The organism is Paenibacillus sp. PastM-3 (assembly GCF_029893965.1).
Lineage (GTDB): Bacteria > Bacillota > Bacilli > Paenibacillales > Paenibacillaceae > Paenibacillus_AQ.
Map to the genome: position 1 here is coordinate 1 of NZ_JARXXP010000048.1, position 22,288 is coordinate 22,288.

Annotated in this window: 17 protein-coding genes and 11 tRNA genes; 22 read left to right on the forward strand and 6 right to left on the reverse strand. The window is 53.1% G+C overall.

Features of this window, described 5'->3' with window-relative positions; genetic code table 11:
• Nucleotides 1-23 precede the first annotated feature (23 nt).
• From M2108_RS30155 to M2108_RS30210, 12 genes are all read left to right on the forward strand, one after another.
• Nucleotides 24-95: transfer RNA gene (locus tag M2108_RS30155), tRNA-Glu, on the forward strand.
• A 5-nt stretch (nucleotides 96-100) separates the two neighbouring features.
• Nucleotides 101-176, forward strand: a tRNA-Val gene (locus M2108_RS30160).
• Between the two features lie 85 nt (nucleotides 177-261).
• Nucleotides 262-335 (forward strand) — tRNA-Met (locus tag M2108_RS30165).
• An 8-nt stretch (nucleotides 336-343) separates the two neighbouring features.
• A tRNA-Asp gene (locus M2108_RS30170) sits at nucleotides 344-421 on the forward strand.
• 98 nt (nucleotides 422-519) lie between these two features.
• Nucleotides 520-594 (forward strand) — tRNA-Gln (locus M2108_RS30175).
• 18 nt (nucleotides 595-612) lie between these two features.
• Nucleotides 613-688, forward strand: a tRNA-Lys gene (locus M2108_RS30180).
• Between the two features lie 15 nt (nucleotides 689-703).
• Nucleotides 704-787: transfer RNA gene (locus tag M2108_RS30185), tRNA-Leu, on the forward strand.
• A gap of 7 nt (nucleotides 788-794) precedes the next feature.
• Nucleotides 795-869: transfer RNA gene (locus M2108_RS30190), tRNA-Gly, on the forward strand.
• A 10-nt stretch (nucleotides 870-879) separates the two neighbouring features.
• Nucleotides 880-956 (forward strand) — tRNA-Arg (locus M2108_RS30195).
• A gap of 35 nt (nucleotides 957-991) precedes the next feature.
• Nucleotides 992-1,065: transfer RNA gene (locus M2108_RS30200), tRNA-Pro, on the forward strand.
• Nucleotides 1,066-1,075: 10 nt separating this feature from the next.
• Nucleotides 1,076-1,146: transfer RNA gene (locus M2108_RS30205), tRNA-Gly, on the forward strand.
• Between the two features lie 197 nt (nucleotides 1,147-1,343).
• On the forward strand, nucleotides 1,344-2,294 hold the full coding sequence (locus M2108_RS30210) for a helix-turn-helix transcriptional regulator (RefSeq protein WP_277473158.1): 951 nt from the start codon (nucleotides 1,344-1,346) through the stop codon (nucleotides 2,292-2,294).
• Between the two features lie 61 nt (nucleotides 2,295-2,355).
• On the opposite strand, the gene katA is transcribed toward M2108_RS30210, so the two are convergent.
• The 3 genes from katA to glgP form a co-directional block, all read right to left on the reverse strand.
• Nucleotides 2,356-3,825 carry a catalase KatA gene (gene katA, locus M2108_RS30215; RefSeq protein WP_277473159.1) on the reverse strand — a complete coding sequence of 490 codons (1,470 nt, stop codon included), beginning with the start codon at nucleotides 3,823-3,825 and terminating at the stop codon, nucleotides 2,356-2,358.
• Between the two features lie 342 nt (nucleotides 3,826-4,167).
• A complete protein-coding gene (locus M2108_RS30220; protein ID WP_277473160.1) occupies nucleotides 4,168-5,115 on the reverse strand; it encodes an NAD(P)-dependent oxidoreductase in 948 nt (315 codons plus the stop codon).
• Nucleotides 5,116-5,510: 395 nt separating this feature from the next.
• Nucleotides 5,511-7,127 (reverse strand): alpha-glucan family phosphorylase, encoded by a 1,617-nt coding sequence (glgP, locus tag M2108_RS30225; protein ID WP_277473161.1) that lies wholly within the window; start codon nucleotides 7,125-7,127, stop codon nucleotides 5,511-5,513.
• A 386-nt stretch (nucleotides 7,128-7,513) separates the two neighbouring features.
• Here glgP and rbsK point away from each other — a divergent pair, with 386 nt between their 5' ends.
• Nucleotides 7,514-8,446, forward strand: a complete 933-nt coding sequence (gene rbsK, locus M2108_RS30230) for a ribokinase (protein WP_277473175.1) — start codon at nucleotides 7,514-7,516, stop codon at nucleotides 8,444-8,446.
• Nucleotides 8,447-8,489: 43 nt separating this feature from the next.
• Nucleotides 8,490-9,254, forward strand: coding sequence for a type I 3-dehydroquinate dehydratase (aroD, locus tag M2108_RS30235; protein WP_277473162.1), 765 nt, complete (start codon nucleotides 8,490-8,492; stop codon nucleotides 9,252-9,254).
• Between the two features lie 42 nt (nucleotides 9,255-9,296).
• Here the strand turns inward: aroD and M2108_RS30240 are convergent, their stop codons facing one another.
• Nucleotides 9,297-9,707 (reverse strand): carboxymuconolactone decarboxylase family protein, encoded by a 411-nt coding sequence (locus M2108_RS30240; protein WP_277473163.1) that lies wholly within the window; start codon nucleotides 9,705-9,707, stop codon nucleotides 9,297-9,299.
• 101 nt (nucleotides 9,708-9,808) lie between these two features.
• Here M2108_RS30240 and M2108_RS30245 point away from each other — a divergent pair, with 101 nt between their 5' ends.
• The 5 genes from M2108_RS30245 to M2108_RS30265 all read left to right on the forward strand — a co-directional run bounded on the left by M2108_RS30245 (nucleotide 9,809) and on the right by M2108_RS30265 (nucleotide 13,625).
• On the forward strand, nucleotides 9,809-10,240 hold the full coding sequence (locus tag M2108_RS30245; protein ID WP_277473165.1) for a MerR family transcriptional regulator: 432 nt from the start codon (nucleotides 9,809-9,811) through the stop codon (nucleotides 10,238-10,240).
• A complete protein-coding gene (locus M2108_RS30250; protein ID WP_277473166.1) occupies nucleotides 10,215-10,919 on the forward strand; it encodes a response regulator transcription factor in 705 nt (234 codons plus the stop codon). The genes M2108_RS30245 and M2108_RS30250 overlap by 26 nt, the downstream gene beginning before the upstream one ends.
• Entirely contained in the window at nucleotides 10,916-12,280 is a 1,365-nt protein-coding gene (locus M2108_RS30255; RefSeq protein WP_277473167.1) for a sensor histidine kinase, read from the forward strand. The genes M2108_RS30250 and M2108_RS30255 overlap by 4 nt, the downstream gene beginning before the upstream one ends.
• Nucleotides 12,277-12,918 (forward strand): PepSY domain-containing protein, encoded by a 642-nt coding sequence (locus M2108_RS30260; RefSeq protein WP_277473168.1) that lies wholly within the window; start codon nucleotides 12,277-12,279, stop codon nucleotides 12,916-12,918. Before M2108_RS30255 ends, M2108_RS30260 begins: the two co-directional genes overlap by 4 nt.
• 116 nt (nucleotides 12,919-13,034) lie before the next feature.
• Nucleotides 13,035-13,625, forward strand: coding sequence for a PepSY domain-containing protein (locus tag M2108_RS30265; RefSeq protein WP_277473169.1), 591 nt, complete (start codon nucleotides 13,035-13,037; stop codon nucleotides 13,623-13,625).
• An 82-nt stretch (nucleotides 13,626-13,707) separates the two neighbouring features.
• On the opposite strand, the gene M2108_RS30270 is transcribed toward M2108_RS30265, so the two are convergent.
• Complete coding sequence (locus M2108_RS30270) at nucleotides 13,708-14,472, reverse strand: MerR family transcriptional regulator (RefSeq protein WP_277473170.1); 765 nt, start codon at nucleotides 14,470-14,472, stop codon at nucleotides 13,708-13,710.
• Between the two features lie 203 nt (nucleotides 14,473-14,675).
• Entirely contained in the window at nucleotides 14,676-15,428 is a 753-nt protein-coding gene (locus M2108_RS30275; protein WP_277473171.1) for a 3'-5' exonuclease, read from the reverse strand.
• Between the two features lie 183 nt (nucleotides 15,429-15,611).
• Between M2108_RS30275 and M2108_RS30280 the strand changes: the two genes are divergently transcribed.
• From M2108_RS30280 to M2108_RS30290, 3 genes are all read left to right on the forward strand, one after another.
• The gene (locus M2108_RS30280) at nucleotides 15,612-16,226 is read left to right on the forward strand and encodes a hypothetical protein (RefSeq protein ID WP_280777320.1); all 615 of its coding nucleotides are present in this window, start codon (nucleotides 15,612-15,614) and stop codon (nucleotides 16,224-16,226) included.
• Between the two features lie 108 nt (nucleotides 16,227-16,334).
• A complete protein-coding gene (locus M2108_RS30285) occupies nucleotides 16,335-16,754 on the forward strand; it encodes a hypothetical protein (RefSeq protein WP_277473173.1) in 420 nt (139 codons plus the stop codon).
• Nucleotides 16,755-16,779: 25 nt separating this feature from the next.
• Nucleotides 16,780-21,768 (forward strand): DUF5724 domain-containing protein, encoded by a 4,989-nt coding sequence (locus M2108_RS30290; protein ID WP_481856968.1) that lies wholly within the window; start codon nucleotides 16,780-16,782, stop codon nucleotides 21,766-21,768.
• Nucleotides 21,769-22,288 lie beyond the last annotated feature (520 nt).

Below are 22,288 nucleotides of genomic sequence, written 5' to 3' on the forward strand. Positions count from 1 at the left end.
AAAGGGAGTAAGATTTACAGCATGGCCCGTTGGTCAAGGGGTTAAGACACCTCCCTTTCACGGAGGTAACAGGGGTTCGAATCCCCTACGGGTCATATATGGAGGCTTAGCTCAGCTGGGAGAGCATCTGCCTTACAAGCAGAGGGTCGGGGGTTCGATCCCCTCAGCCTCCACCATAACTTTCCCCAAAAAGTGAAGCTAATGCTTCGCTGTGGATTCCGGGTACTTTCCGGGGACCCCAAGGGACAATATTTTTACTGACGCGGGGTGGAGCAGCCCGGTAGCTCGTCGGGCTCATAACCCGAAGGCCGCAGGTTCAAATCCTGCCCCCGCAATTTATCTTGGAACCGTGGTGTAGTTGGCCTAACATGCCTGCCTGTCACGCAGGAGATCGCGGGTTCGAATCCCGTCGGTTCCGCCATTGATTTAATTGGTATCAAGGTAATAGGAATTGAGCATCCTATATCTCGAAGTATAGAGTACCCATCCGATTCCGTAGCATTTGCTAATTATTATTATTGGGGATTAGCCAAGCGGTAAGGCAACGGACTTTGACTCCGTCATGCATAGGTTCAAATCCTATATCCCCAGCCATTTAACTTTAATGTTCGAGAGCCATTAGCTCAGTTGGTAGAGCACCTGACTTTTAATCAGGGTGTCGAAGGTTCGAGTCCTTCATGGCTCACCATTCCTTACAAAGCGTGCGCGTGTGGCGGAATGGCAGACGCACCAGACTTAGGATCTGGCGTTTCACGACGTGGGGGTTCAAGTCCCTTCACGCGCACCATGTTTATGCGGACGTGGCTCAGCGGTAGAGCATCGCCTTGCCAAGGCGAGGGTCGCGGGTTCGATTCCCGTCGTCCGCTCCATATAGATTGTGCGCCCTTAGCTCAGCTGGATAGAGCGTTTGACTACGAATCAAAAGGTCAGGAGTTCGAATCTCTTAGGGCGCGCCATTTATTTTTTGAAAGTAAGACAGACCACTTTATTACGGGATGTAGCTCAGCTTGGTAGAGCACCTGGTTTGGGACCAGGGGGTCGCATGTTCAAATCGTGTCATCCCGATTTTATATTTGCGGGTGTAGTTCAATGGTAGAACTTTAGCCTTCCAAGCTAATAGCGTGGGTTCGATTCCCATCACCCGCTTACCAAACAGAGCAAGAGCTGTGGATTATCCGCAGCTCTTGCTTTTTTTTATTGCTCATCAACAACACGCCTGTAATCTGCAGGTGTGTTTTTTTACCGACCAGAAGTGTGTTAAATGACAGCTGACAGGAGCTTAAGCCTGTTATGGTATACTTACAGAATTATCCTCACTATTACAGGAATCAAGGAGCACAGCAATGACAGACAAAGTAATAAGGATTTTTAAAATCATCAACGCCATTCAATCTAACCCAGGCATTACAGCAGCAGATTTAGCGTTCCGATGTGATGTGAACATCAGGACAATCTACAGGGATCTGGATGTCATCAGCCATTTTGCACCGGTTGCGAATGAAGGCAGGGGCACAGGGTACAGGTTCCTGGGGACGTTTTTTCAATATCCGCTTGATTTCTCCGAACAGGAAGCCTTGGCTTTTTCACTCCTGCCTTCGGTGCTGCATGAAGACAAAATCCCCCCGGGCTTTCACACTGCCTATGACAAGGTTATGGGAACACATCTCAAGGAGAAATCCAAACTAAACGGAGTGCTGGAAAATATTGCGGATATCATCCAGATGGGGACGCCCGCGTACCGTAAAGAAAGCCGTAATTTTCTCCAGCCGATCATTGGGGCTATCCTGGAGCAGCAGAGCATCCGGACGGTCTATCATTCACAGGCGCGTAATACCACAACTGAACGTGAAATCGATCCTTATTATCTGATTCCGCGGGATCAGCGCTTTTATCTGATCGGGTACTGTCATCTCAAGCAGGACATCCGCACCTTCCGTATAAGCCGGTTTCAGCAGGTTGAGGCTACGGGTTCCACCTTTGACAAAAGCGAGTTCAATATTAAGCTCTATCTCAAAAATACATGGTCCATCGACCGAGGCAGCAAAAATATCAGGTTTAAGGTACGCTTCTCCCCTGATGTGGCACGTTATATCAGAGAGGAGGAACTGTTCGTGCATCCGCGGATGAGCGATCAGAAGGACGGCAGCCTGCTGTTTGAGGTGACCGTCAATAACGCCAAGGAATTCATGAAATGGATTCTGCAGTATGGTCCGGAGGCGGAGATTCTGGAGCCGGCGTCGGCCAGACTGGAAATGAAGCTGAAGCTGGAGCGATGGATCAAGATGTATCAGTAGAAAAAAGCCCAACTCCCGAATCAGCTGGAATCGGGAGTTGGGCTTTTGTGGAAGAAAAAAATTACTCAGCCTGGGCGGCATTCGTTGGAGCAGGCAATCCAAGTCCGGCAGCAACACGCTGTCCGAATTCAGGATCTGCCTTGTAGAAGTGTCCGATCTGGCGGATTTTGATCTCGTCGTATTCTACCGGTGTCATCGCGCCAACAATGTTCTCCACAAGGCGGGCACGCTCCTCCTCACTCAGCAGACGGTAGAGATCACCGGCTTGGGTGTAGTGATCATTATGATCGTAAGCGACACTGTCGGCCTGGCCGGAAACCTGGAACGGGGCCGGCTTATCCTGCGGGGATTCCTTGGCTCCGCCAAAGCTGTTAGGCTCATAGTAGACGGAACCGCCGCCGTTACGGGTCGAGTTCATCGCACCGTCGCGCTGGTTGTTGTTCACCTCGGCTACAGGACGGTTAATCGGCAGCTGATTGTGATTGGCCCCTACCCGGTAGCGGTGGGCATCGGCGTAAGCGAACAGGCGGCCCTGCAGCATTTTGTCAGGGGAGGCTTCAATACCGGGCACGAACGAACCCGGGGAGAAGGTAGCCTGCTCAACTTCCGCAAAATAGTTCTCCGGGTTACGGTCCAGCACCATCCGGCCAACCTCGATCAGCGGGTAATCCTTCTGTGACCAGACCTTGGTTACGTCAAACGGATCGAACCGGTACGTATCCGCATCCTCCTCCGGCATAATCTGCACACACAATCTCCATGCCGGGAAATCCCCTTTGTCAATCGCATTGAACAGGTCCTCTGTATGGTAATCCGGATTCTCACCCGCGAGCTGTGCCGCCAGTTGGACATCCAGATTTTTGACGCCCTGCTCTGTTTTAAAATGATATTTCACCCACACAGCCTTACCCTCAGCATTAACCCACTTAAACGTATGGCTTCCGAACCCGTGCATGTGACGGAGCGTTGCGGGAATGCCGCGGTCGGACATCAGGATAGTAACCTGGTGCAGTGATTCAGGCGATAGAGACCAGAAATCCCACACCGCATTCGGATTTTTCAGGTGAGTCTGCGGATGGCGCTTTTGCGTATGAATGAAGTCCGGGAACTTAATAGCATCACGGATGAAGAAGACCGGCGTATTGTTGCCGACAAGATCATAATTGCCTTCCTCTGTATAAAATTTAACGGCAAAACCGCGCGGGTCACGGACCGTATCAGCAGAACCGAGCTCACCGGCTACAGTCGAGAAGCGGATGAACATAGGCGTACGCTTGCCTACTTCAGACAAAAAGGCAGCCTTGGTATATTGGGACAAATCCTGTGTAACCTCAAAATATCCATGAGCACCAGCTCCCTTGGCATGAACGACCCGTTCAGGAACACGCTCTCTGTTAAAATGGGCCAGCTTCTCCAGCAGATGAACGTCCTGCAGCAAAGTAGGTCCTCGTGAGCCTGCTGTCATGGAATTCTGGTTGTCTCCGACAGGGGCGCCCCAGCTTGTGGTTAGTTTGTTGTTGCTTTGACTCATGGATACAATCACCTCGGTATAGGATTTAAATTTAGAATTAGTATAAGTTCTATATTAACAAAAATTTTAGAGAAATCAATCTTTTTTTATAATTATTATAATTTATAATTTGTGGGAAATAGAACGGTTATAAGCTGTTACGATCTGATAGTTAAGGTATTGGATGAGATTAGTTAAGGTACCGGAGGAAAAAGTGGAGATGAGAAAGGGAGGTTGCCTTACGCGGTTTTTGGTAACGAAAATCGGTCAGGTAATAAAAAATATGTATAAGACTGAGGCATCAAGAGAGTGCCGCGCTGCAACTGCTGGCCCGTCTGCAGCGCTTCCGTGCTCTCCTCGCCATTATAACAACTGATTGAGCTTGCTTTCAGGCTCTTCACCATTTTCTACACGTTTTATATTACTTACAAAGAAGTCATACCGTTTTTTATGAAATTTTCGACCATCGGGCATTCCTGCTGTATGGGGAGTGAGTATCACATTACCCAGTTTGCGTAGCTCACTGTCGATAGGAAGCGGTTCAGATTCAAAGACATCCAGGCATGCGCCTGAAATATCCCCGTTTTTTAATGCATCAATCAAGTCTCTTTCGTTGACTATCCCGCCGCGGGCTGTATTGATAAAGAGAGCGGAGTTCTTCATTTTCTTGAATGTCGTTTTGTTGATCAGCTGCTTAGTTTGCTGATTCAAGGGTAAGTGTACACTGACTATATCCGATGTGCTTACAAGCGTATCGAAATCACTCATTTTCACAAAACCGTCAGATTGTACAGCGGGATTTCTCGCATAAGCCAGCACATTCATATCAAAAACACTGCAAAATGCCGCTACTTTTTTTCCGATAGCACCCAAACCGATAATCCCAACCGTTTTGCCCTCTAATTCACTCCCTGTATAGTACAGTTGATTTTCATCCATCCTGTTTTTCATGAAGGTATCAAGAAACGGTATGTTTTTATAATAAGACAATATCAGTGCCATGACGTGCTCAGCCACTGCCTGTGCATTCACTCCAGCAGCATTGGCTACCCAAATGCCGAGCTGAGTGCAGGCAGGGACATCTACGTTATCAAAGCCTGCACCCGTCTGTACCAATTTTAAATTTTTTGCGCTAGAAAGCAGGCTGTGATCCACTTTAATATGCTCGGGAATGATAACCTGACAATCTTTAATATGATGCAGCATTTCTTCTCCGGGCGGGACAATTACAACGTTCCAGTCTTGCGGAAAATACCTTGCTATATTTGATTTTGAGGTCTCGTTAAAATAGCCAACGATGAGAATCTTCATTGTTAAACTCCTTTCATTGCTGTTTGACCTTCTTCAGGTTTTCAATAGACCCCTCGTCTTTGTTAATGATAATTTTAAACATGAAGAATATGGTTGTAAAACTCAAATATTTTGAGAACTATATTAAATATTTCTATATATTGAGGGGACATTCTCCAAAAGGGGAGAACGTTTTTAGTATTGCGGAAAGATGGAATGCTCTCTGGAGGGAAACACAAATCCTACAGGCTAGCGGTTCGCAGTTAAGTTAAGTCTGGCCATTTATGGGCCTGCAAACGGATGTATAAAAACTTATTTTCCTAGTCTAATCCTCAAAAAAAGGCCCCGTCCGGAAGAAGCAGACAGGAGCTTGATGCTGTTACGCGGTATAGTGGAGCTCGGAGAAGCCGGACAGGCTACTCCTTGATGTACATTCTGCTGTAATACTCATCCAGCATCCGTTTGGTTGCGAACTCGGTGCGGGTGGTTTCGATACTCTTGCGCATCATTTCCACCCATTTCTCACGGTTTTCGTAGAAGGTTGGCAGTACCCGGTTCAGCAGGGTATCATACAGCGCGTCGCTGTCATGCTTGTCGAGCACGGTAAAGTCCGTTGTCTCGAAGCCTTCACCGATCTGCCAGCCGTTCTCACCGTCGATGCAGGCTTCCGGCCACCAGCCGTCGAGAATGGAGCAGTTCAGCACGCCGTTCATCGCAGCCTTCATGCCGGAGGTGCCGCTGGCCTCCAGCGGCCGGCGCGGATTGTTGAGCCAGATGTCGGAGCCGCGGGTCAGCTGTGCGCCGATGGTCATATCGTAGTTTTCCAGGAAAACGACGCTCTTCGGATATTTTTTCATCATGGCAACGAGGTTGCTGACGATTTTTTTGCCGTTGTCATCCAGCGGATGGGCTTTGCCGGAGAAGACGATCTGGATTTTGCCGTCCTTCAGGTAAGGCTCAATGATATCGGGCTGGGAAAAGATCAGGTCACTGCGCTTGTATGGGGCAGCCCGGCGGGAGAAGCCGATCAGCAGGTTCTCAGGATTCAGGGCGATACCGGAACGTTCTTCAATGAAGCCGATCAGCTCGTTCTTGATCTCCTTGTGCGCAGCCCAGAGGTCGCCGCCTTCCTCGAAGGTGCGTGTAATCCGTTCGTCCACCCAGGTAGGAGTATGAATGGCATTAGTAATGCCGATGATCTCCGATCTGCCGGCCACTTCTTTCCACATTTTGCCCGCTGTATCCGCATGCAGCTGGGCCACACCGTTCGAAATCCGGGACAGGCGCAGGCCGGCCACCGTCATGTTAAACGGCTCGCCGCCGATCCGTTCCATTTGCGCACGGGTCAGACCGTTAAAAGCGCCCATATACTCCAGACGGTCCAGCGGATGCGTTTCGTTGCCCTCTTTTATCGGAGTATGGGTGGTGAATACCACTTCTTCGCGCGTAGCCTTCCAGGCTTCCTCAAAGGTACTGCCTCCGGACATCTTCTCGCGGATCAGCTCGATGGCAGCCAGGGCCGCGTGGCCTTCATTAAAATGATAGACGTCGATTGGAATTTCCAGCGCACGCATCGCTTTTACCCCGCCAATCCCGAGCACAATCTCTTGAGCAATCCGTTCTTCGCCGAACCAGCCGTACAGCTGGCCGGTAATCCAGGCGTCACCGTTCTCCGGAATGTCCGTATCGAGCAGGTAGAGGGGGTTATTGCCGAACTTGTCTGTTTTCCAGACTTTGCAGACTACATCCACTTTTCTGACTTTTACGGTGACCTTAACGCCTGTATCTTCAAGAAAATCATAAACATAGTTGTGGTAGGAGTCATAGGGATTGCCGTTCGCATCAATTTTCTGGTCGGTATAGCCCTGCTTCCATTTCAGCCCGATCGGGATGATGGGGGCACCGATGTCCTTTGCACCTTTGATGTAATCTCCAGCAAGAATGCCCAGGCCGCCGGCGTACATTTTGAAGTCGGAATGCAGGCCATACTCCATGCTGAAATAAGCGACAGACGGTAATTTGTTCTGGTTCACTTGATAAGCCTCCTAAATACGAATTGGATTAAAATCAGGTGCTGCTGCAGGCTACATCTAAGGTGCAAACGTTTGCTCAAAACGGCAAATATTTCCTTGGAAGCGATTGCACACTTATTCTAGCACATTTACCGAAAAAAAGCATAGCGAAGTTTGAAAAACAATTTTGCCTGGAAAAGTACACAAATGAAGCAAGCTGAAAAACTGCACGGAGTAGGTATCCTTGGCTAGTGCCAGGGGAGTATGGCGGTTTCGGGACTGAGCAGAACTTCCCAAATCTTCAAACTGCTGTCGTGTCTTTTGATGTATAAGGAGTAAATAGAGCAAGTCTTGGTTTGATTAAACCGGGGAAATCCGAGTAAGATAGAAAGTAACTATTAAGGATGGTGAAAAAATTGGGAATCGTAATAATCGGCAGCCTGAATATGGATATGGTGGTGCGCACAAGCCGGGCTCCTGAGGCCGGAGAGACCTTGTTTGGACAGGCCTTTGCCTTGTCTCCCGGGGGAAAAGGGGCGAATCAGGCGGCAGCCGCAGCCCGTCTGGGCGCAGAAGTGACGATGATCGGCAGAGTGGGCAAGGATGGATTCGGCCGTGAGATGCTTGAGGTGATGCGGAAGGAGGGGGTCCATACCGAGTATATCGGACAGAGTGAGACACAGGCTACAGGTGTGGCTTCTATCGTGGTGGACGGAGAAGGAGAGAACCGGATTATCGTGGTGCCCGGGGCGAATCTCGAAATGGGACGGGAGGATATCGCAGCGCTGGAACCGGTTATCCGCCAGGCGGAAATGGTGGTGATGCAGCTGGAAACAGACCTCTCCATGTGTGAAGAGGCAGCGTCTATGGCTCATAGCCATGGCATTCCGGTGATTCTGAACCCGGCTCCGGCCCGCGTGCTTACTGATGAATTGCTGCAGCATGTTGCTTATCTGACCCCCAATGAAACGGAGGCGGGCATCCTGGCGGGAATGGCCGTGAACAGCATCGCGGATGCCGAGCAGGCCGCACAGCTTCTGCTGCAAAAAGGAGTAGAGAATATTATCGTCACGCTCGGCTCCAAAGGGGCACTAATTGTGAATCATGCCGGAAGCCAGCACATTCCGGGGTTTCCTGTGCAAGCTGTCGACACGGTAGCTGCGGGGGATTCTTTTAACGGAGCGCTGGCCTATCAGCTGACCTCCGGAAAGACCCTTACCGAGGCCGTCCGTTTCGCCAATGCGGTCGGGGCTCTGGCGGTAGGCAAGCAGGGGGCAATTCCATCCCTGCCGCAGCTGGTGGAGGTCGAACAGTTCCTCAAGGAGTCGTCTAGACCTTAAGGTTAACAATAAACATATTCGGATACATAAGGAGCTGAGCTTGGTGAGCGGCACTGTAACGGTTAAAGAGGTAACGCTAGGCGAGGGAATGCCTAAAATCTGTGTACCGCTGGTTAGCGGGACCCTGGCTGAGCTGGAAAAAGAGGCCGGGGAGCTGAAGGCTCTCGCACCGGATGTAGTGGAGTGGCGGAGCGATTTTTTTGCTGAAGTGGAAAATATCGCGGCAGTCATAGCAGCACTGGAGCGGATTCAGGCCATTCTGCCGGACCTCCCGCTGATCTTCACCTTCCGCAGCGCCAGAGAGGGCGGGGAGAAGGAGATTTCCACGGACTATTATATTCAGCTCAATAAGGCTGCCGCAGAGAGCGGCCTGGTCGATATTATTGATGTGGAGCTGTTTAACGAGGAGAATATCGTTCGTGATTTGATTGCGGCTGCGCACGCTAACGGAGTATTCGTAATCCTGTCCAATCATGATTTTCAGGCAACGCCGTCCGAAGAGGAGATTGTATCCCGGCTGTGCAGGGCACAGGAGCTGGGCGGCGATCTGCCGAAGATTGCTGTTATGCCGGGCAGCCCGGGGGATGTGCTGACGCTGCTGGCAGCAACCAATAGGATGCAGGAGCAATATGCGGACCGTCCGATTATTACAATGTCCATGGCCGGGGAAGGGGTAATAAGCCGCCTGGCCGGAGAAATCTTCGGCTCGGCGCTGACCTTTGGTGCAGCGCACAAGCCCTCCGCTCCGGGCCAGGTGGCGGTAACCGAGCTGCGCAGCGTGCTGGAGCTGCTGCACCGCAGTCTATGATCCGCTGGCATTAAAGAGATCAGTTGAGTACAGACAGCTCCGTCAGTCGGAGCTGTCTGTTTGCTGATCCTGCACCGTAATTCCCCGTGAATGAAAGACGTCTTTAGCCACAAAGGTTGCATTCAGCACACGCGGAAATCCGGTATAAGGCGCGCAGTGCAGGATGGCTTCCACGATTTGCTCGGGAGTGAGTCCTACATTAAGCGCGGCATTGATGTGAACGTTAAGCTGTGGCTCGCAGCCGCCCAGAGCGGTGAGCGAGGAGATCGTGATAAGCTGGCGCTGCTGCAAATCCAGCCCTTCGCGGGTGTAAATATCGCCGAAAGCAAACTCGATAACCAATTGCCCCAGATCGGGAGAGATGTCTTTCAGCGATTCAATGACTTTGGCTCCCCCGGTGCCATCCACCTCCATCAGCTTCTCCCATCCGCGTTCGTAACGTTCTGCAGTCATAAGTTAACCCTCCATTTGAGTGAATTATTGTTCCTGATCCAAGCGTACAGTTTAGAGCGCGCTCTAATGCAACTGTTTATTTGTTGTGGTAAAATGCATCCATGGACAAGCTGCTTACGATTCAGGAGATGTCCCGCCTAACGGGACTATCCGCACATACTTTGCGTTATTACGAGAAAGAAGGAATGCTGGAGGGCGTGGCGCGGAGTGAACAGGGATACCGTGTATATTCAGAGGCAGATGTGTCATGGGTACAATTTCTGGTGATCCTGCGGGAGCTGGATATTCCGATCCGCGAGATGAAGCGCTATTCCAGTCTGCGCAGCCAAGGGCCTTCTACTGTGCATGAGCGCAGGCTTATGCTGGAAGCCCACCAGCTCAGGGTTGAGCAGCAGATGCGTAAGCTCGGCGAGAATCTGGAGAAGATTGCCGGCAAAATTCAATACTACAAAGAGATGGAGGAAGACATCGAATCGGCTTACGCCGGAAAAGGAGGCAGAAATGCCCATGACGGAATGCATTCTGGTTGTTGAGGATGAGGAGAAAATCGCCCGCCTGCTGCAGATTGAGCTGGAATGCGAGGGGTATCAGGTATCCATCGCCGGCAGCGGCCCCGGCGGGCTTGAAATGTACCAGGAGCAGCAGCCCGGGCTCTTGCTTCTGGATGTGATGCTGCCCGGCTTCAGCGGAATTGAGCTGCTGCGGCGCATCCGGGCCACTGATGCCCACACTCCTGTTCTGCTGCTGACCGCCAAAAGCTCGGTTGAAGATAAGGTCTCCGGGCTTGACCTGGGCGCAAACGATTATATAACCAAGCCCTTCCAGATCGAGGAGGTGCTGGCGCGTGTACGGGCTGCACTCCGACTGGCGGCGAGCCGCAGGACTGCGGAAACAGACAGGGAGCCGGACTCCTGGCTGCGGGCAGAGGATCTGGAGCTGAACGAGGCCACCCGTGAGGTGATCCGCGCAGGCCGGAGCATTGAGCTGACCCCACGGGAGTTCGACCTGCTCGTATACCTGCTGAAGAACAAGCGCCAGGTCCTGAACAGGGAGCAGATCATGTCCGCCGTCTGGGGCTATGATTATTACGGTGACACCAATGTGGTGGATGTCTATATCCGCTATGTCCGTAAAAAGATTGCCCTGGATAACGGGAGTGAGCTTATCCATACGGTACGGGGCATCGGCTATGTGCTGAAGGATAATCCATGAAGCTGCGCAGCAAAATCTACCTTTATTCCAGCGTGCTGTTCGCCGTGCTTCTGATCATTATGAATCTGTTTATCTATGCGGTGTTCAGCCGGCTGCTGACCGAGAATGAGCTGGATCAGGCCGGAGCAGAGACAGCCAAAATCGCCGCCGATATGCGCAGGGCCGCCGGGGAGGTGCCTCCGGCCGAGCTTCTCCGCGCTTATGTCCCGGTTGAGGGAATGCTCCGGCTGCTGGCCGGGGGCGGGGGCGGACCGGCTCCTGTAACCTCGGCCTCGGAACAGGAGCTTAGCCGGCAGAAGCCGGTGTACCATCAGGAGAGGCAGACCCGTATGCTCAGCTTGGGCGGGCGCTCCTATGCCTTTGTATCCGTTCCGGTCATCTGGAATGACGGAACGGTAATGAATGTGCAGATGACGAAAAGTTTGGAGAGCACGATGAATACGCTTGGGGTGCTGCGGATTGTGCTTGCCGGAGCGACAGCTTTTGCGCTGATTCCGCTGCTGCTCTCCAGCCGGCTGCTGTCCGGGCTGATTATGCGGCCGATTGTCCAGATGACCGCCACGATGCGGGAGATCAAGGACAGCGGAAAATTCCGGCGGCTGACGCTGCAGGATGATGCCAAGGATGAACTGGTGGAGATGGGACATACCTTCAACGGGATGATTGCCCTCCTGGAGAGCAATCATCTCAAGCAGGAGAAATTTGTGTCCGACGCCTCGCATGAGCTGCGCACACCGCTTACAGTCATTGAGAGCTATGCCAGTCTGCTGAAGCGCAGAGGACTCGACCATCCGGAGCTGTTCAATGAATCGGTCGAGGCGATCCATTCCGAGGCAGTCCGGATGAAGGAGCTGACAGAGCAGCTGCTGCTGCTGGCGAAGCATCAGGAGCAGTGGGTACTCTCCATGAAGCTTATGGATCTGGGGGAGCTGGCCCGTGCTTCGGCCAAGGCTTTTTACAAAGCGTATGGAAGGGATGTTCTTGTCCGTCCGCAGGGGACAGTCCAGGGATACACCGATGAAGCCAAGCTGCGGCAGCTGCTGTTTATTTTTCTGGATAATGCCCGTAAATACAGTGATGAGGCCATCACCATTAGTCTTGAGGCTGCCGGCCGGGAGAGCATTATCGTCATTACCGACCGGGGGATCGGAATCTCTCCGGAAGAGTTGCCCAAAATATTTGACCGCTTTTACCGGGTGGATACGGCAAGAAGCCGTCAGGGCGGCGGGGCAGGCCTGGGCCTGTCGCTTGCTGCCGAGATAGCCGGGGCAATCGGTGCGGAGCTGTCCATGGACAGTGCTCCCGGCCAGGGAACCTCGGTCACCATCCGGATTGCCGCTGAGAGCAGGGGAAGAACATGAGCAGACCGCGAATAAACCTGAACCTTCAATACAAAACAATACTGCTTGCCGCTGCCGTCCTCCTGCTGGCTATAGCCTGCTTATGGTTTTTCCGGAAAGAAACAGGCCCGCTGCTCAGCAGGGAAGCGGCAGAGCAGGCATTGCTGCAGGAGTACCCTGGAAGTATAGCGTACCTGAGCCAGCAGTCCGGTAACTATATGGCTGAGCTGCAGACTGCTCAGGGATTATACGAGGTTAAGCTGGACGGTGCTACCGGAGACATCATCTCCATAGTGCAGCTTAAGGCGGTTCCTACACTTGCGCCTACACCTACACCGGAAGTCCAGCCAACTCCCGATGCTTCAGCAGCTCCGGTGGTCTCAGCAACACCGCCCGCAGGAGCAGCTTCGGCAACTCCTCCCGCGCTCTCACCATCCCCCCCGCAGCGGGTAGTATCCGAAGCCGAGGCTGTAAAGCTGGCCCTGCAGGAGGTGCCGGGGGAGGCAGATGATGTGGATACCGGAATCAATGAAGCCGGGGCGTTTTACCTGGTGGAGATTAAAACGCCTGATGACCGTGAGGCGGTAGTACAGGTTGATGCGATATCGGGAAATATCCGTTCTGTTACCTGGGAAGAGCCGGATGATGATCATGAATGAGTATGAAATGAAGTGTTTTCTCATCCATTTCTAATCTTGCTGCCGCTGTCCTCTCATGTTGAAGCCTTATATTAATTACATGAGCAGGCCAGATCAAAACCAGGAGGCGGAAAAAGATGAAGAAACAATTACTCAGCAGTGTAGCAGCAGCGGCGATTATTCTCGGGGGTGCATACGGCATCAATGAAATCCGGAGCGGAACAGCAGAAGCGGCATCAGCGGTGCAGCAGACTCAGAGCAAAACGCTGATCGGTGTGGCCAAAGCGGAAGAGATTGCTCTGAAGGCGGCACCGGGTCAGGTGGAGAGCATTGATCTGGAGAAGAAGCTAAGCGGTACTTATTACGACATCGATATTCAGCAGAAAAACCAGGAGATCGATGTCCGGGTTGATGCTTATAGCGGTAAAGTTCTGAGTGTGCGAAAAGAAACCGACAATGACGACGACGATGACCACTACAATTCCACGGCATCAGGTGCAGTGCTGATCACTGCAGCCAAGGCAGCTGAGGCGGCAACAGCCAAAGTTGCGGGAAAGGTAACGGATGTAGACCTTGACCGGGATGATGGAACGGCTGTCTATGAGGTGGAAATCAGAAACGGACGGACATCGACGGAAGTCGGCATTGATGCCTATACAGGCAAGGTACTGTACACGGATGTAGATTCCGATGACGATGATGACGATAACGATGGTTATGATGATTAAAATCAGAAAGAGAGGCAGCCGGAAACCGGCTGCCTTTTTCATATGCTTTATATAACTTGACTGCGTCCGCTCTGCAGCAATCCTACTGCTTCGCTCCCGTATAGACATGCACGGCATCCCGCAGAAAGGCGGCCATACCGGGACGGCGCTTGTCGTAATAAGCGGTGAAGCGCTCATCATCGACATACATTTGCGCTAATCCGGCGTGGGCTTCCTTGGTATAGCTATCCCAGGAGAAGCCGAGCCACTGGCGGTGCAGACCGGCAGCCTTTTGCGCCAGCTCACTTGCTGAATCGCCTTCCTCCATCGCCTGCTCGAGTGCGGCGAATATGTCCTCCTCCAGCTTCTGGCATTCGGCATACTGCTCCTCTGTCATATTTCTTAGCTTGGAGTTTGACTTCTCGACAGCCTCCCCGCCGTATTTCTCGCGGATCTCCTGTCCGTATTTCTGCTCGTTATTCTCAATCAGCTTCTGCTTAAAGCCTGCGAATTTCTCTTCATTGCTCATGGTTATTCTCCCTTCGGACTGGGCCAGTGTTTGCTCGACGTTTGCGATCAGCTCATCCAGCTGTTTTCGGCGCTGAAGCAGCTGCTCATGGTGTTCCCGCAGTGCCCTGGTGCCGTCAAAGGACGGGGAGGTCACGATGTCCCGGATTGCCTCCAGTGTAAGGCCAAGCTCGCGGTAAAAAAGAATCTGCTGCAGCAGATTGACCTCCGCCTGGCCGTAAATGCGGTATCCCGAGGAATTGATTCTCGCCGGCTTGAGAAGACCAAACTCATCGTAATAACGCAATGTCCGCGGACTGATGCCCGCCAGCGCCCCCAGCTTCTGCACGGTATATTCCATGTACGCCACCTCCTTGGTTCATTCACCGGATGATCGTGCCTTACGTCTGTAAGCTCCTGCTTACAAAAACAACTCTACACCTTGACGTAACGGCAATGTCAAACGCTAATTTTAGCGTAACCGGAGAGCAAAACAGTCATACAAAAAGCGGCAATCTCCCACAGGAAGCCCTTATGGAAAATTGCCGCAGCCGCAGTAGCTTATTATTTTTTGCCGAGCTGGGCCGTAAAATACGCCTGCAGCTCCGCGACCTTCCGCGGATCAGCCAAAGCGCCCTCGCTCTTGAAGTAATGCTCGGCTACCAGCTCCCAGGTAGGAACGATTTTTTGGGCGGTCATCGCTTTGATGGCGATTTTGACCGTTTTGCGTTCTCTGGCGTTGGAGAAGGTATCCACAAAATGCTGGGACCGTGAGAAGTCCAGCTCTTCAAATACCGCACGGAAAATCTCCGCCGTCATCCGCGCATCGTCAAGCGCCCGGTGGGCAGAGCCGGAAGGCTCAAGGCCGAGCAGCGCCATCGCGCCTTCCACGCTGATATCGTTGGTAAGTCCGCGGGCGCGCAGCAGCCCTTTCAGCAGATCAAAATAAGTGGCCTCCATCCAGTAGGACTCGTCCATTTTGTGCATGCGCACGTCCTGAATGATCCGCTTCATGTCCTCGCCGCCCCAAGTCAGCAGCAGTACACCGTCAGGGCTCTGATCAAGCCAGCTCCGGAAAGCGGTGATGACTTTGGGGAACCGTGCGGCAACGTCGATATCCTCCTGCGGGATGCCGGTTTTTTTCTTAATGAACGAATTGAGGGTAGAGAAATATATAGGTTTGATTAAAGCCGTGAACTCATCCTTAAACTGAAGGGAAGCGTCTAACCGGACGGCTCCAATCTCAATGACCTCCATAGGATGCTCGCTGGCAAATTTGCGGCCGTTGAATTCGATGTCCAGAATAATATAATCCACAGGTGATGCCTCCGTTTTCGTTGACTGGCGCTTGTAAGGAAAAAGAATGCGCCGATCTTTCTATTTTAGCAAAAAAAGCAGATAAAAGGGAGAACCGCGTGAAACCCCGCCGTGCAGCAGGATTGTGCAGCCGGATAAGAGAAAATGTAGAACAGAAGAATGGAACGGAAAGGGGATAGAGAGGTGCTTCCAAGCTCTATATACTGGATCGGCGGCTCAGCTTGTGCGGGCAAAAGTACGCTTGCGGGGATGTATGCGGAAAAGTACGGCTTGCAGCTGTATGCCTGTGATGAGCATTTTGATCAGCATCTGCAGCGGATTACGGCAGAGCGGCAGCCGGCGCTGAGCAGAATAAGCGGTCTTACGATGAATGAGGTTTTTTTGACGAGGGAGGTACAGGAGCAGCTGGATACGTATATTGAATGCTTTCAGGAGGACTTCTCTTTTGTACTGGATGATCTGGCCTGTATGGGTGAAGAAGCCGTTGTAGTTGAGGGGAATCAGCTGCTGCCTGCTCTGGTTGCGCCTTTGCTGAGACACACAGACCGGGCCATTTGGGTCATACCGACGGAACAATTCCAACTGGAGCACTATAGCAAGCGGACATGGATTCAGGGTATCCTGCAAAGGACGGAGGAACCGGAACATGCGTTCTGCAATTGGATGAAGCGGGATGCTTTATTCGCGGAAAAAGTGAAGCAGGAAGCGCTCCGGCTAAAGCTGCCTCTTATGGAGGTGGACGGAAGTACGTCTTTGCAGGAAAACTTTGAGCGAATAGAGCGTTGTTTCAGTTCATGAACAGTCCCTGGTCAGGGTACTGCTGGTGAAATTTGGGTAATGAATTAGGATGCTCTGTTTATTGATTAGCGGAGCGTCTGCTTACTTACGAACAGGGGAGGGAAGCATGTGCTGCTGTATGTCACTGTGAAAAGCGCAGGAAAACGCAAGCCGGTGCTTGGACGCCGTGAATTGGTCCTTGAAGAGACTCCGGGCAATCTGGAGGAGCTGATTACAGCCGTTGTGGCTCTGCAGGTGAAGGAGCTTACGGATAAGCAGGGGCGCGGCGAGCTGATTCCTTTTTTGACGGGGGATGCCATTAACAATCAGCGGGTCAGCGGTAAAATCGGCTTCGGAACGGTCTATAACGACAATCCGCCTGAGCCCGGGGCAGCGGTGGAGGCTGCGCTGCTGGCGTTTGAGGACGGGCTGTACAAGGTGTTTTTGCGAGAGGAAGCCTGTGAACGGCTGCAGGAGTCTTTGGTGTTGAATGAAGGAGATGAGCTTGTATTCATCCGGTTCACGATGCTGGCAGGAAGTCTATGGTAAAAAGGGAGGCGGAAGAATGGGATTGATAAGTGCGGAAGAGCTGGAGAAGCAGTGGTATGCCGAGAAAGAGGCGAAGGCGCAGAAATTGGATGCCGGGGTATCCGGGCTGGCTTCCCTCATTATCAGTATAAGCAGAATACAATACATAGGCGGAGAAGAAGAAGAGTGCCGGGAATGTATAGATGTGCTGAAAAAGCTTGCCGGTAAAGCGCAGCAGTCTTTATTCGAGCCGTTGGTTGCCACGGTCCGGCAATTATTCAGCCCGTATACGGCGGAGGTTATGCAGTATATTGCAGAACACTGTACGGAATATCCGTACAGTAAAGGTTATGCCCGCAGACCATTCCGGTCGGGTAATCCCGAGCTGCATGTATTCACGGTTCTCAGTAAAATGGGCTCACTGATTCTGATGGACCGGGAAGGGCTGCCGCTCAGCTCATACCTGCAGAATGTTGAGGTTCTGGGAGCGGACTACAGCCGGCGGCACCGGATTTCCCTTGTGCTCAGCGACATCATCGCTTATGAGCTGGACCGCCCGGACGGCGATATGCTGGAGAGAATCCGGACAATCGTCTACGGGGATAATCAGGGGGCTCTGCTGAGTTACGAGATTATAAAAGGTGTATTCATGAGCCACCGGCAGGAGGCTGTGGCCATGATGGGTGAGCTGCTGATTGCCGCCCGTCTGCAGGAAGGCCTGCGCCAATCCCTGGTGGAACGGATGGATGAGGGGACGCTGGCGAACAATCTGTACATGCTGCAGATCATTATTGAAAATGATTTTATCCGCTACAGCTCTGTTGTACGGGCGCTTGGCGTCTGGACGGGCATGGGGCTTGAAGCACAGAACCAGCGGGTAGCCAAAGGGCTGATCGAAGATGCTTATCAGGCGCTGCAGGACGCTCGGCTGCGGGAGCAGTGGCTTACAGATGCTAACGCGAACCGGGTGTATATCAGCCTGTGGGCAACGGCGGTGTATGAGGAAGCTGAGCTGTACGAAAAGATTAAATTACTAATGGCCACAGGTCAGGTCTACCAGAAGATTATTGCCCAGTACCTGCTGGCGAACAGCCAGGAGACCGAGCTACGGCTTAGGCTGGCGAGAGAACATCTGCATGAGCAGGATAACGAGCTGCAGTACTGGGTTCTGCTGAACTACTGCTACGGCTATAACCGCCTGTGGAGACCGGAAAAGGACGAGCCCAAAATCAGCCTGATCCGCAGTCCGCAGCTGGAGGACAAGGAGGAGCGCCGGAAGGATTTTGGCCTGCTTAAGGCGATGCTCCTGAGCCCGTCCCGCCGCGAAATGGCGGGGCCGTCCAAGGTGCTGGATTTCGTTCAGGTGAACTACACCTCTGACCTGCCTGTCTATAAGATGCTGTATCTCATTGCCTATGATATGGACAAGGAATGGATTGACGGGCTGATTGAGCTGAAGGATCAGTTAAGCAGCGAACTGCGCGGCGAACTGCTGTCCTGCTTCATGGATCATCCGTTAAGTGAAGTCCAGCGGGAGTTCCTGTTCGCCAGCCTGTCGGATAAAAGCATGAAGAACCGGGAGCTGGCGCTGAACGAAGCCAGCGAATTAACGCTCACTCCGCAGGAGCTGCTGCAGGCAGAAGGGCTGCTGAAGCTGAAGACCGGCTCGCTGCGCCAGAGCGTAACGCTGCTGCTGCTAAGCCAGCCGGATGCCTCCCTGCAGGAATCCGTTACCCGGCTGCTGCAGGAGAAGAACAGCCTGCAGCGGCTGGCCGGGCTGGAGATGGCTACCGTGCTGTTCGAGGATGAGGGGCGGAATGCCCTTGCACGGCAGGTGAAGCCGCTGATTGAGGCTATGGACAGCCCCTCAGCCAAGGAACGGGAGCTGCTGGCCAAGCTGGAGCGCCGGAATGAATATACGGCAGCAAACGGATTTGGCTTGTTTGACCCTGCCGGGACGGAGGAATGGCTGACTCAAGGGCCGCAGCCGGGTGATTTTACGTGGGATGAGGTGTTTAACAGCAGCCTGGATGACATTAAAGGGTTCCTGCAGGGGCTGGATCAGCTGATTCATGAGCATAGAGATACGGAATATGAGCATGAGGATTATTCGGACCGGAAAGAAACCCTGCTGCTTGGAACCGTGCTGAAGCCGCTGAAATGGAACAGCCTGTGGGAGCAGGAGGAGGACATGTCTCAGCTGGAGCAGTATCCGCTGCATGAGGTCTGGTCTGCTTATTTACAGGGGCAGAACTGGGATGCTGAACGCCTGCTTGAGCTCCACTTCTATCTGCAGCTCGAGGATCTGAATAAGACGCTGAATGATTATCATGGTTTTTATAGCAGCAACATGGATTACAACGAGTTAAGGAAGCATAAGCTGCTGGAAGGCTGGAGAGGTGAATTTGCCGCCTCCGTATATCCGCTGCAGCGCATCCGTGAAGTGGACCGGCTGCTGGATCAGCTGAAGTACGGCCAGCATGTGGACACGCTGATCCGCGCTTTTTATGCCGACAGTGCCAAGAAAGAGGGCTTCAGGATAGTAAACCGGGCGCTGAATGCGCTGCTGGCAGCGATGCCGGAGGAAAGAATGGCAAGCGAAGCCCCGATGCTGAATGTGCTTGCTGAGCCTTGGCTGCTGATGATCAGAGGCAGGGTGGCGGATCAGGAGGATTTTAAGGAAATGTTCCGCACCCTGTATACCTTTGACAAGATGACTCCGCCTGCGCAGAACTGGTGGAACGGCAAGCTGTCGCTTGATGATTATCTGCGGGCCTTTGAAGCGGATTGGATCGGCGAGAACGAGCTCCTCAAGGAACTGCTTACCGGCCAGAGTAATCTGCAGCATATGCAGAACCTGACGTCTCCCCACCGGCATCTGGCCTGGATCGAGGATAGTGCCAAAATTACTGCGCTCCGCAGCCGGCTGATTGACCGACTGATGGAAATTGAGCTGGCCCGCGGGGATCTGCCGACAGAGGTAACTGCGCTCGTAATGGGGCTGCAGCGCATCTGCGGCATGGAGTATTTTATCCGGATTCTGGATGGTCTCGACAAGGAGACCTTTGTCCGCGGTTATATATACGGCTACGGGCGGAGTATCACCAAGAAGGAAACCTTCAGCCATTTGCTGAAAAATTGCCATCCTCGTGAAGGTGAAGATTCTGCTGTGCTGGACAAGATGCTGACAGGTAGCGGCATTTCGGAAAAAAGGCTGCTCGAAGCGGCGATGTATGCCCCGCAGTGGCTTGAGCTTGTGGCTGAACATCTCGGCTGGGAAGGACTGCGCAGCGCCGCCTGGTACTTCCATGCCCATATCAATGAAAGCTTCTCGGCAGAGAAAGAAACGGTGGTCGCCCACTACTCGCCTATAACGCCGCAGGATTTCAATGACGGGGCTTTTGACGGTAACTGGTTCCTGTCGGCTTATAATACACTGGGGGAAAAGCGCTTTGCGCTGCTCTATGATTGCGCCAAATATATCTCGGCAGGCTCCAACCACCGCCGGTCCCAGCTGTTCGCCGATGCAGCGCTCGGCAGGCTGAAGCTTACGGATATGAAGACTTCGGTTATCGAGAAGCGGAACAAGGATCACCTGCTTAGCTACAGCCTGATTCCGCTCGGTAAGGACCGGGAGCAGGATGTCCGTGAACGGTATGAGCTGATTCAGCGCTTCCTCGCCGAGAGCAAAGCCTTCGGTGCACAGCGCCGGGCCAGTGAAGGACTGGCCGCCCGGATTGCCCTCGGCAATCTGGCCCGCACAGCCGGATATGCCGATGTCACCCGGCTGATGTGGGATGTTGAAGCCCGTAAGCTGGACGAGCTGGGGTCCTATTTCGAGCCGCATATGCTTGATGAGGATACCTCCGTCCGGCTGGTCATCGACGATCAGGGGCAAAGCGAGCTGGAAGTCATCAGCAAAGGCAAGCAGCTGAAGTCCGTGCCAACCCGCTTCAAGAAGCATGAGTATGTAGATGCGCTTAAGGAAACGCGCAGTGAGCTGACCGGCCAGTACCGGCGTGCCCGGGTGGAGCTGGAGCGTTCGATGGAAGCCGGCAGCAGCTTCACGCTGCAGGAGATCCGCTCGCTCAGCCGTAATCCGGTGCTGGCGCCGCTGCTGCGGACGCTGGTTCTGCGCAGCGGTACGGCGCTCGGCTATTTCAAGCCGGATGCGGATACGCTTGCCGCTCCTTCCGGTGAGGAGGCGGTGATTGCTGCAGAGGGGGAGCTGTTGTACATTGCGCATCCGCTGGACCTTTATAACAGCGGGCAGTGGAGCGCGTACCAAAGGGACCTTTTCGACCGGCAGATCAGACAGCCGTTCAAGCAGGTATTCCGCGAGCTGTACCTGCCGAATGCGGATGAGCTGGCCAGTAGGGCAGTGTCTCAGCGCTATGCCGGGCATCAGGTACAGCCGCGCAAGACCGTCGCGCTGCTCCGCGAGCGGCAGTGGACGGTCAGCTACGAGGAAGGGCTGCAGAAGGTTTATTATGCAGCCAATCTGATCGTACGGCTATATGCGATGGCGGACTGGTTCTCACCGGCGGATACAGAAGCGCCGGCGCTGGAAAGCGTGGAGTTCTTCGACCGCAAGACGTATAAGAATGTTCCGCTGGATCAGGTGCCGCCGCTGATCTTCTCCGAAGTGATGCGTGATGTCGATCTGGTGGTCAGCGTTGCCCACGTAGGCGGAGTAGATCCGGAGGCCAGCCTGACCACAGTAGAAATGCGCCGGGTAATTGTCAATGAGTCGCTGCGCCTCCTGAAGATCGGCAATGTGCGTCTTGACGGGAACTACGCGCGGATCGACGGCAAGCTGGGCGAATATGCCGTGCATCTGGGCAGCGGCCAGGTCTACAAGCAGGCTAGCGGCGCGCTGCATATTATTCCGGTGCATTCCCAGCATCGCGGCCGGCTGTTCCTGCCGTTCCTGGACGAGGACCCGCGGACCGCGGAGATTCTGTCCAAGGTAGTGCTGCTGGCGGAAGACACGAAGATCAAGGATCCGTCGATTCTGTCGCAGCTGCGGGGCTAATGTGCGGTTTTCGCACCGTGTGCGCCTCCCGGCACGCGGTGCTCTGCACAAGATGGGGCCAACCTCTTAGAGGTTTGGGATAAGAGATAGAAGTAGGGATAGTGTTAGAGATAGAGATAAGGATAAAGATAAGGATAAAGATAAGGATAGGATAGGGATAGGGATAGGGATAGGGATAGGGATAGGGATAGAGATAGAGATAGAGATAGAGATAGAGATAGAGATTGGATTTGGAGCTGACTCCCGGATGCCCGGGAGTCTTTTTTTGGTTTCGGCGTGGGCGCAGGCGGGAATGGAGGCGATAAGGGAGGGGACGGTGGGTGGAAGGAGCGAAGTAAAGGGCAAAGGTGCCTCTGATTCCGCCGCTGACGGGCGGAATGAGCAAATCAAGGGAAAAAGTGCCTTTGATTCTGCCGATGGCAGGCTGGATCGTCTACACTTAGTTGGACATAAAAAATAAGGGCTTGTAGAATAAACCTATCAAGTTAAGGAGCGGAACTCTACAATGCCAAAACAACAA

Bases quoted from the DNA above. Each gene is read 5' to 3' on its own strand.
- M2108_RS30210 (WP_277473158.1), top strand. From the start codon at position 1,344: ATGACAGACAAAGTAATAAGGATTTTTAAAATCATCAACGCCATTCAA.
- katA (WP_277473159.1), bottom strand. From the start codon at position 3,825: ATGAGTCAAAGCAACAACAAACTAACCACAAGCTGGGGCGCCCCTGTC.
- M2108_RS30220 (WP_277473160.1), bottom strand. From the start codon at position 5,115: ATGAAGATTCTCATCGTTGGCTATTTTAACGAGACCTCAAAATCAAAT.
- M2108_RS30240 (WP_277473163.1), bottom strand. From the start codon at position 9,707: ATGACTGCAGAACGTTACGAACGCGGATGGGAGAAGCTGATGGAGGTG.
- M2108_RS30245 (WP_277473165.1), top strand. From the start codon at position 9,809: ATGGACAAGCTGCTTACGATTCAGGAGATGTCCCGCCTAACGGGACTA.
- M2108_RS30250 (WP_277473166.1), top strand. From the start codon at position 10,215: ATGACGGAATGCATTCTGGTTGTTGAGGATGAGGAGAAAATCGCCCGC.
- M2108_RS30255 (WP_277473167.1), top strand. From the start codon at position 10,916: ATGAAGCTGCGCAGCAAAATCTACCTTTATTCCAGCGTGCTGTTCGCC.
- M2108_RS30260 (WP_277473168.1), top strand. From the start codon at position 12,277: ATGAGCAGACCGCGAATAAACCTGAACCTTCAATACAAAACAATACTG.
- M2108_RS30265 (WP_277473169.1), top strand. From the start codon at position 13,035: ATGAAGAAACAATTACTCAGCAGTGTAGCAGCAGCGGCGATTATTCTC.
- M2108_RS30270 (WP_277473170.1), bottom strand. From the start codon at position 14,472: ATGGAATATACCGTGCAGAAGCTGGGGGCGCTGGCGGGCATCAGTCCG.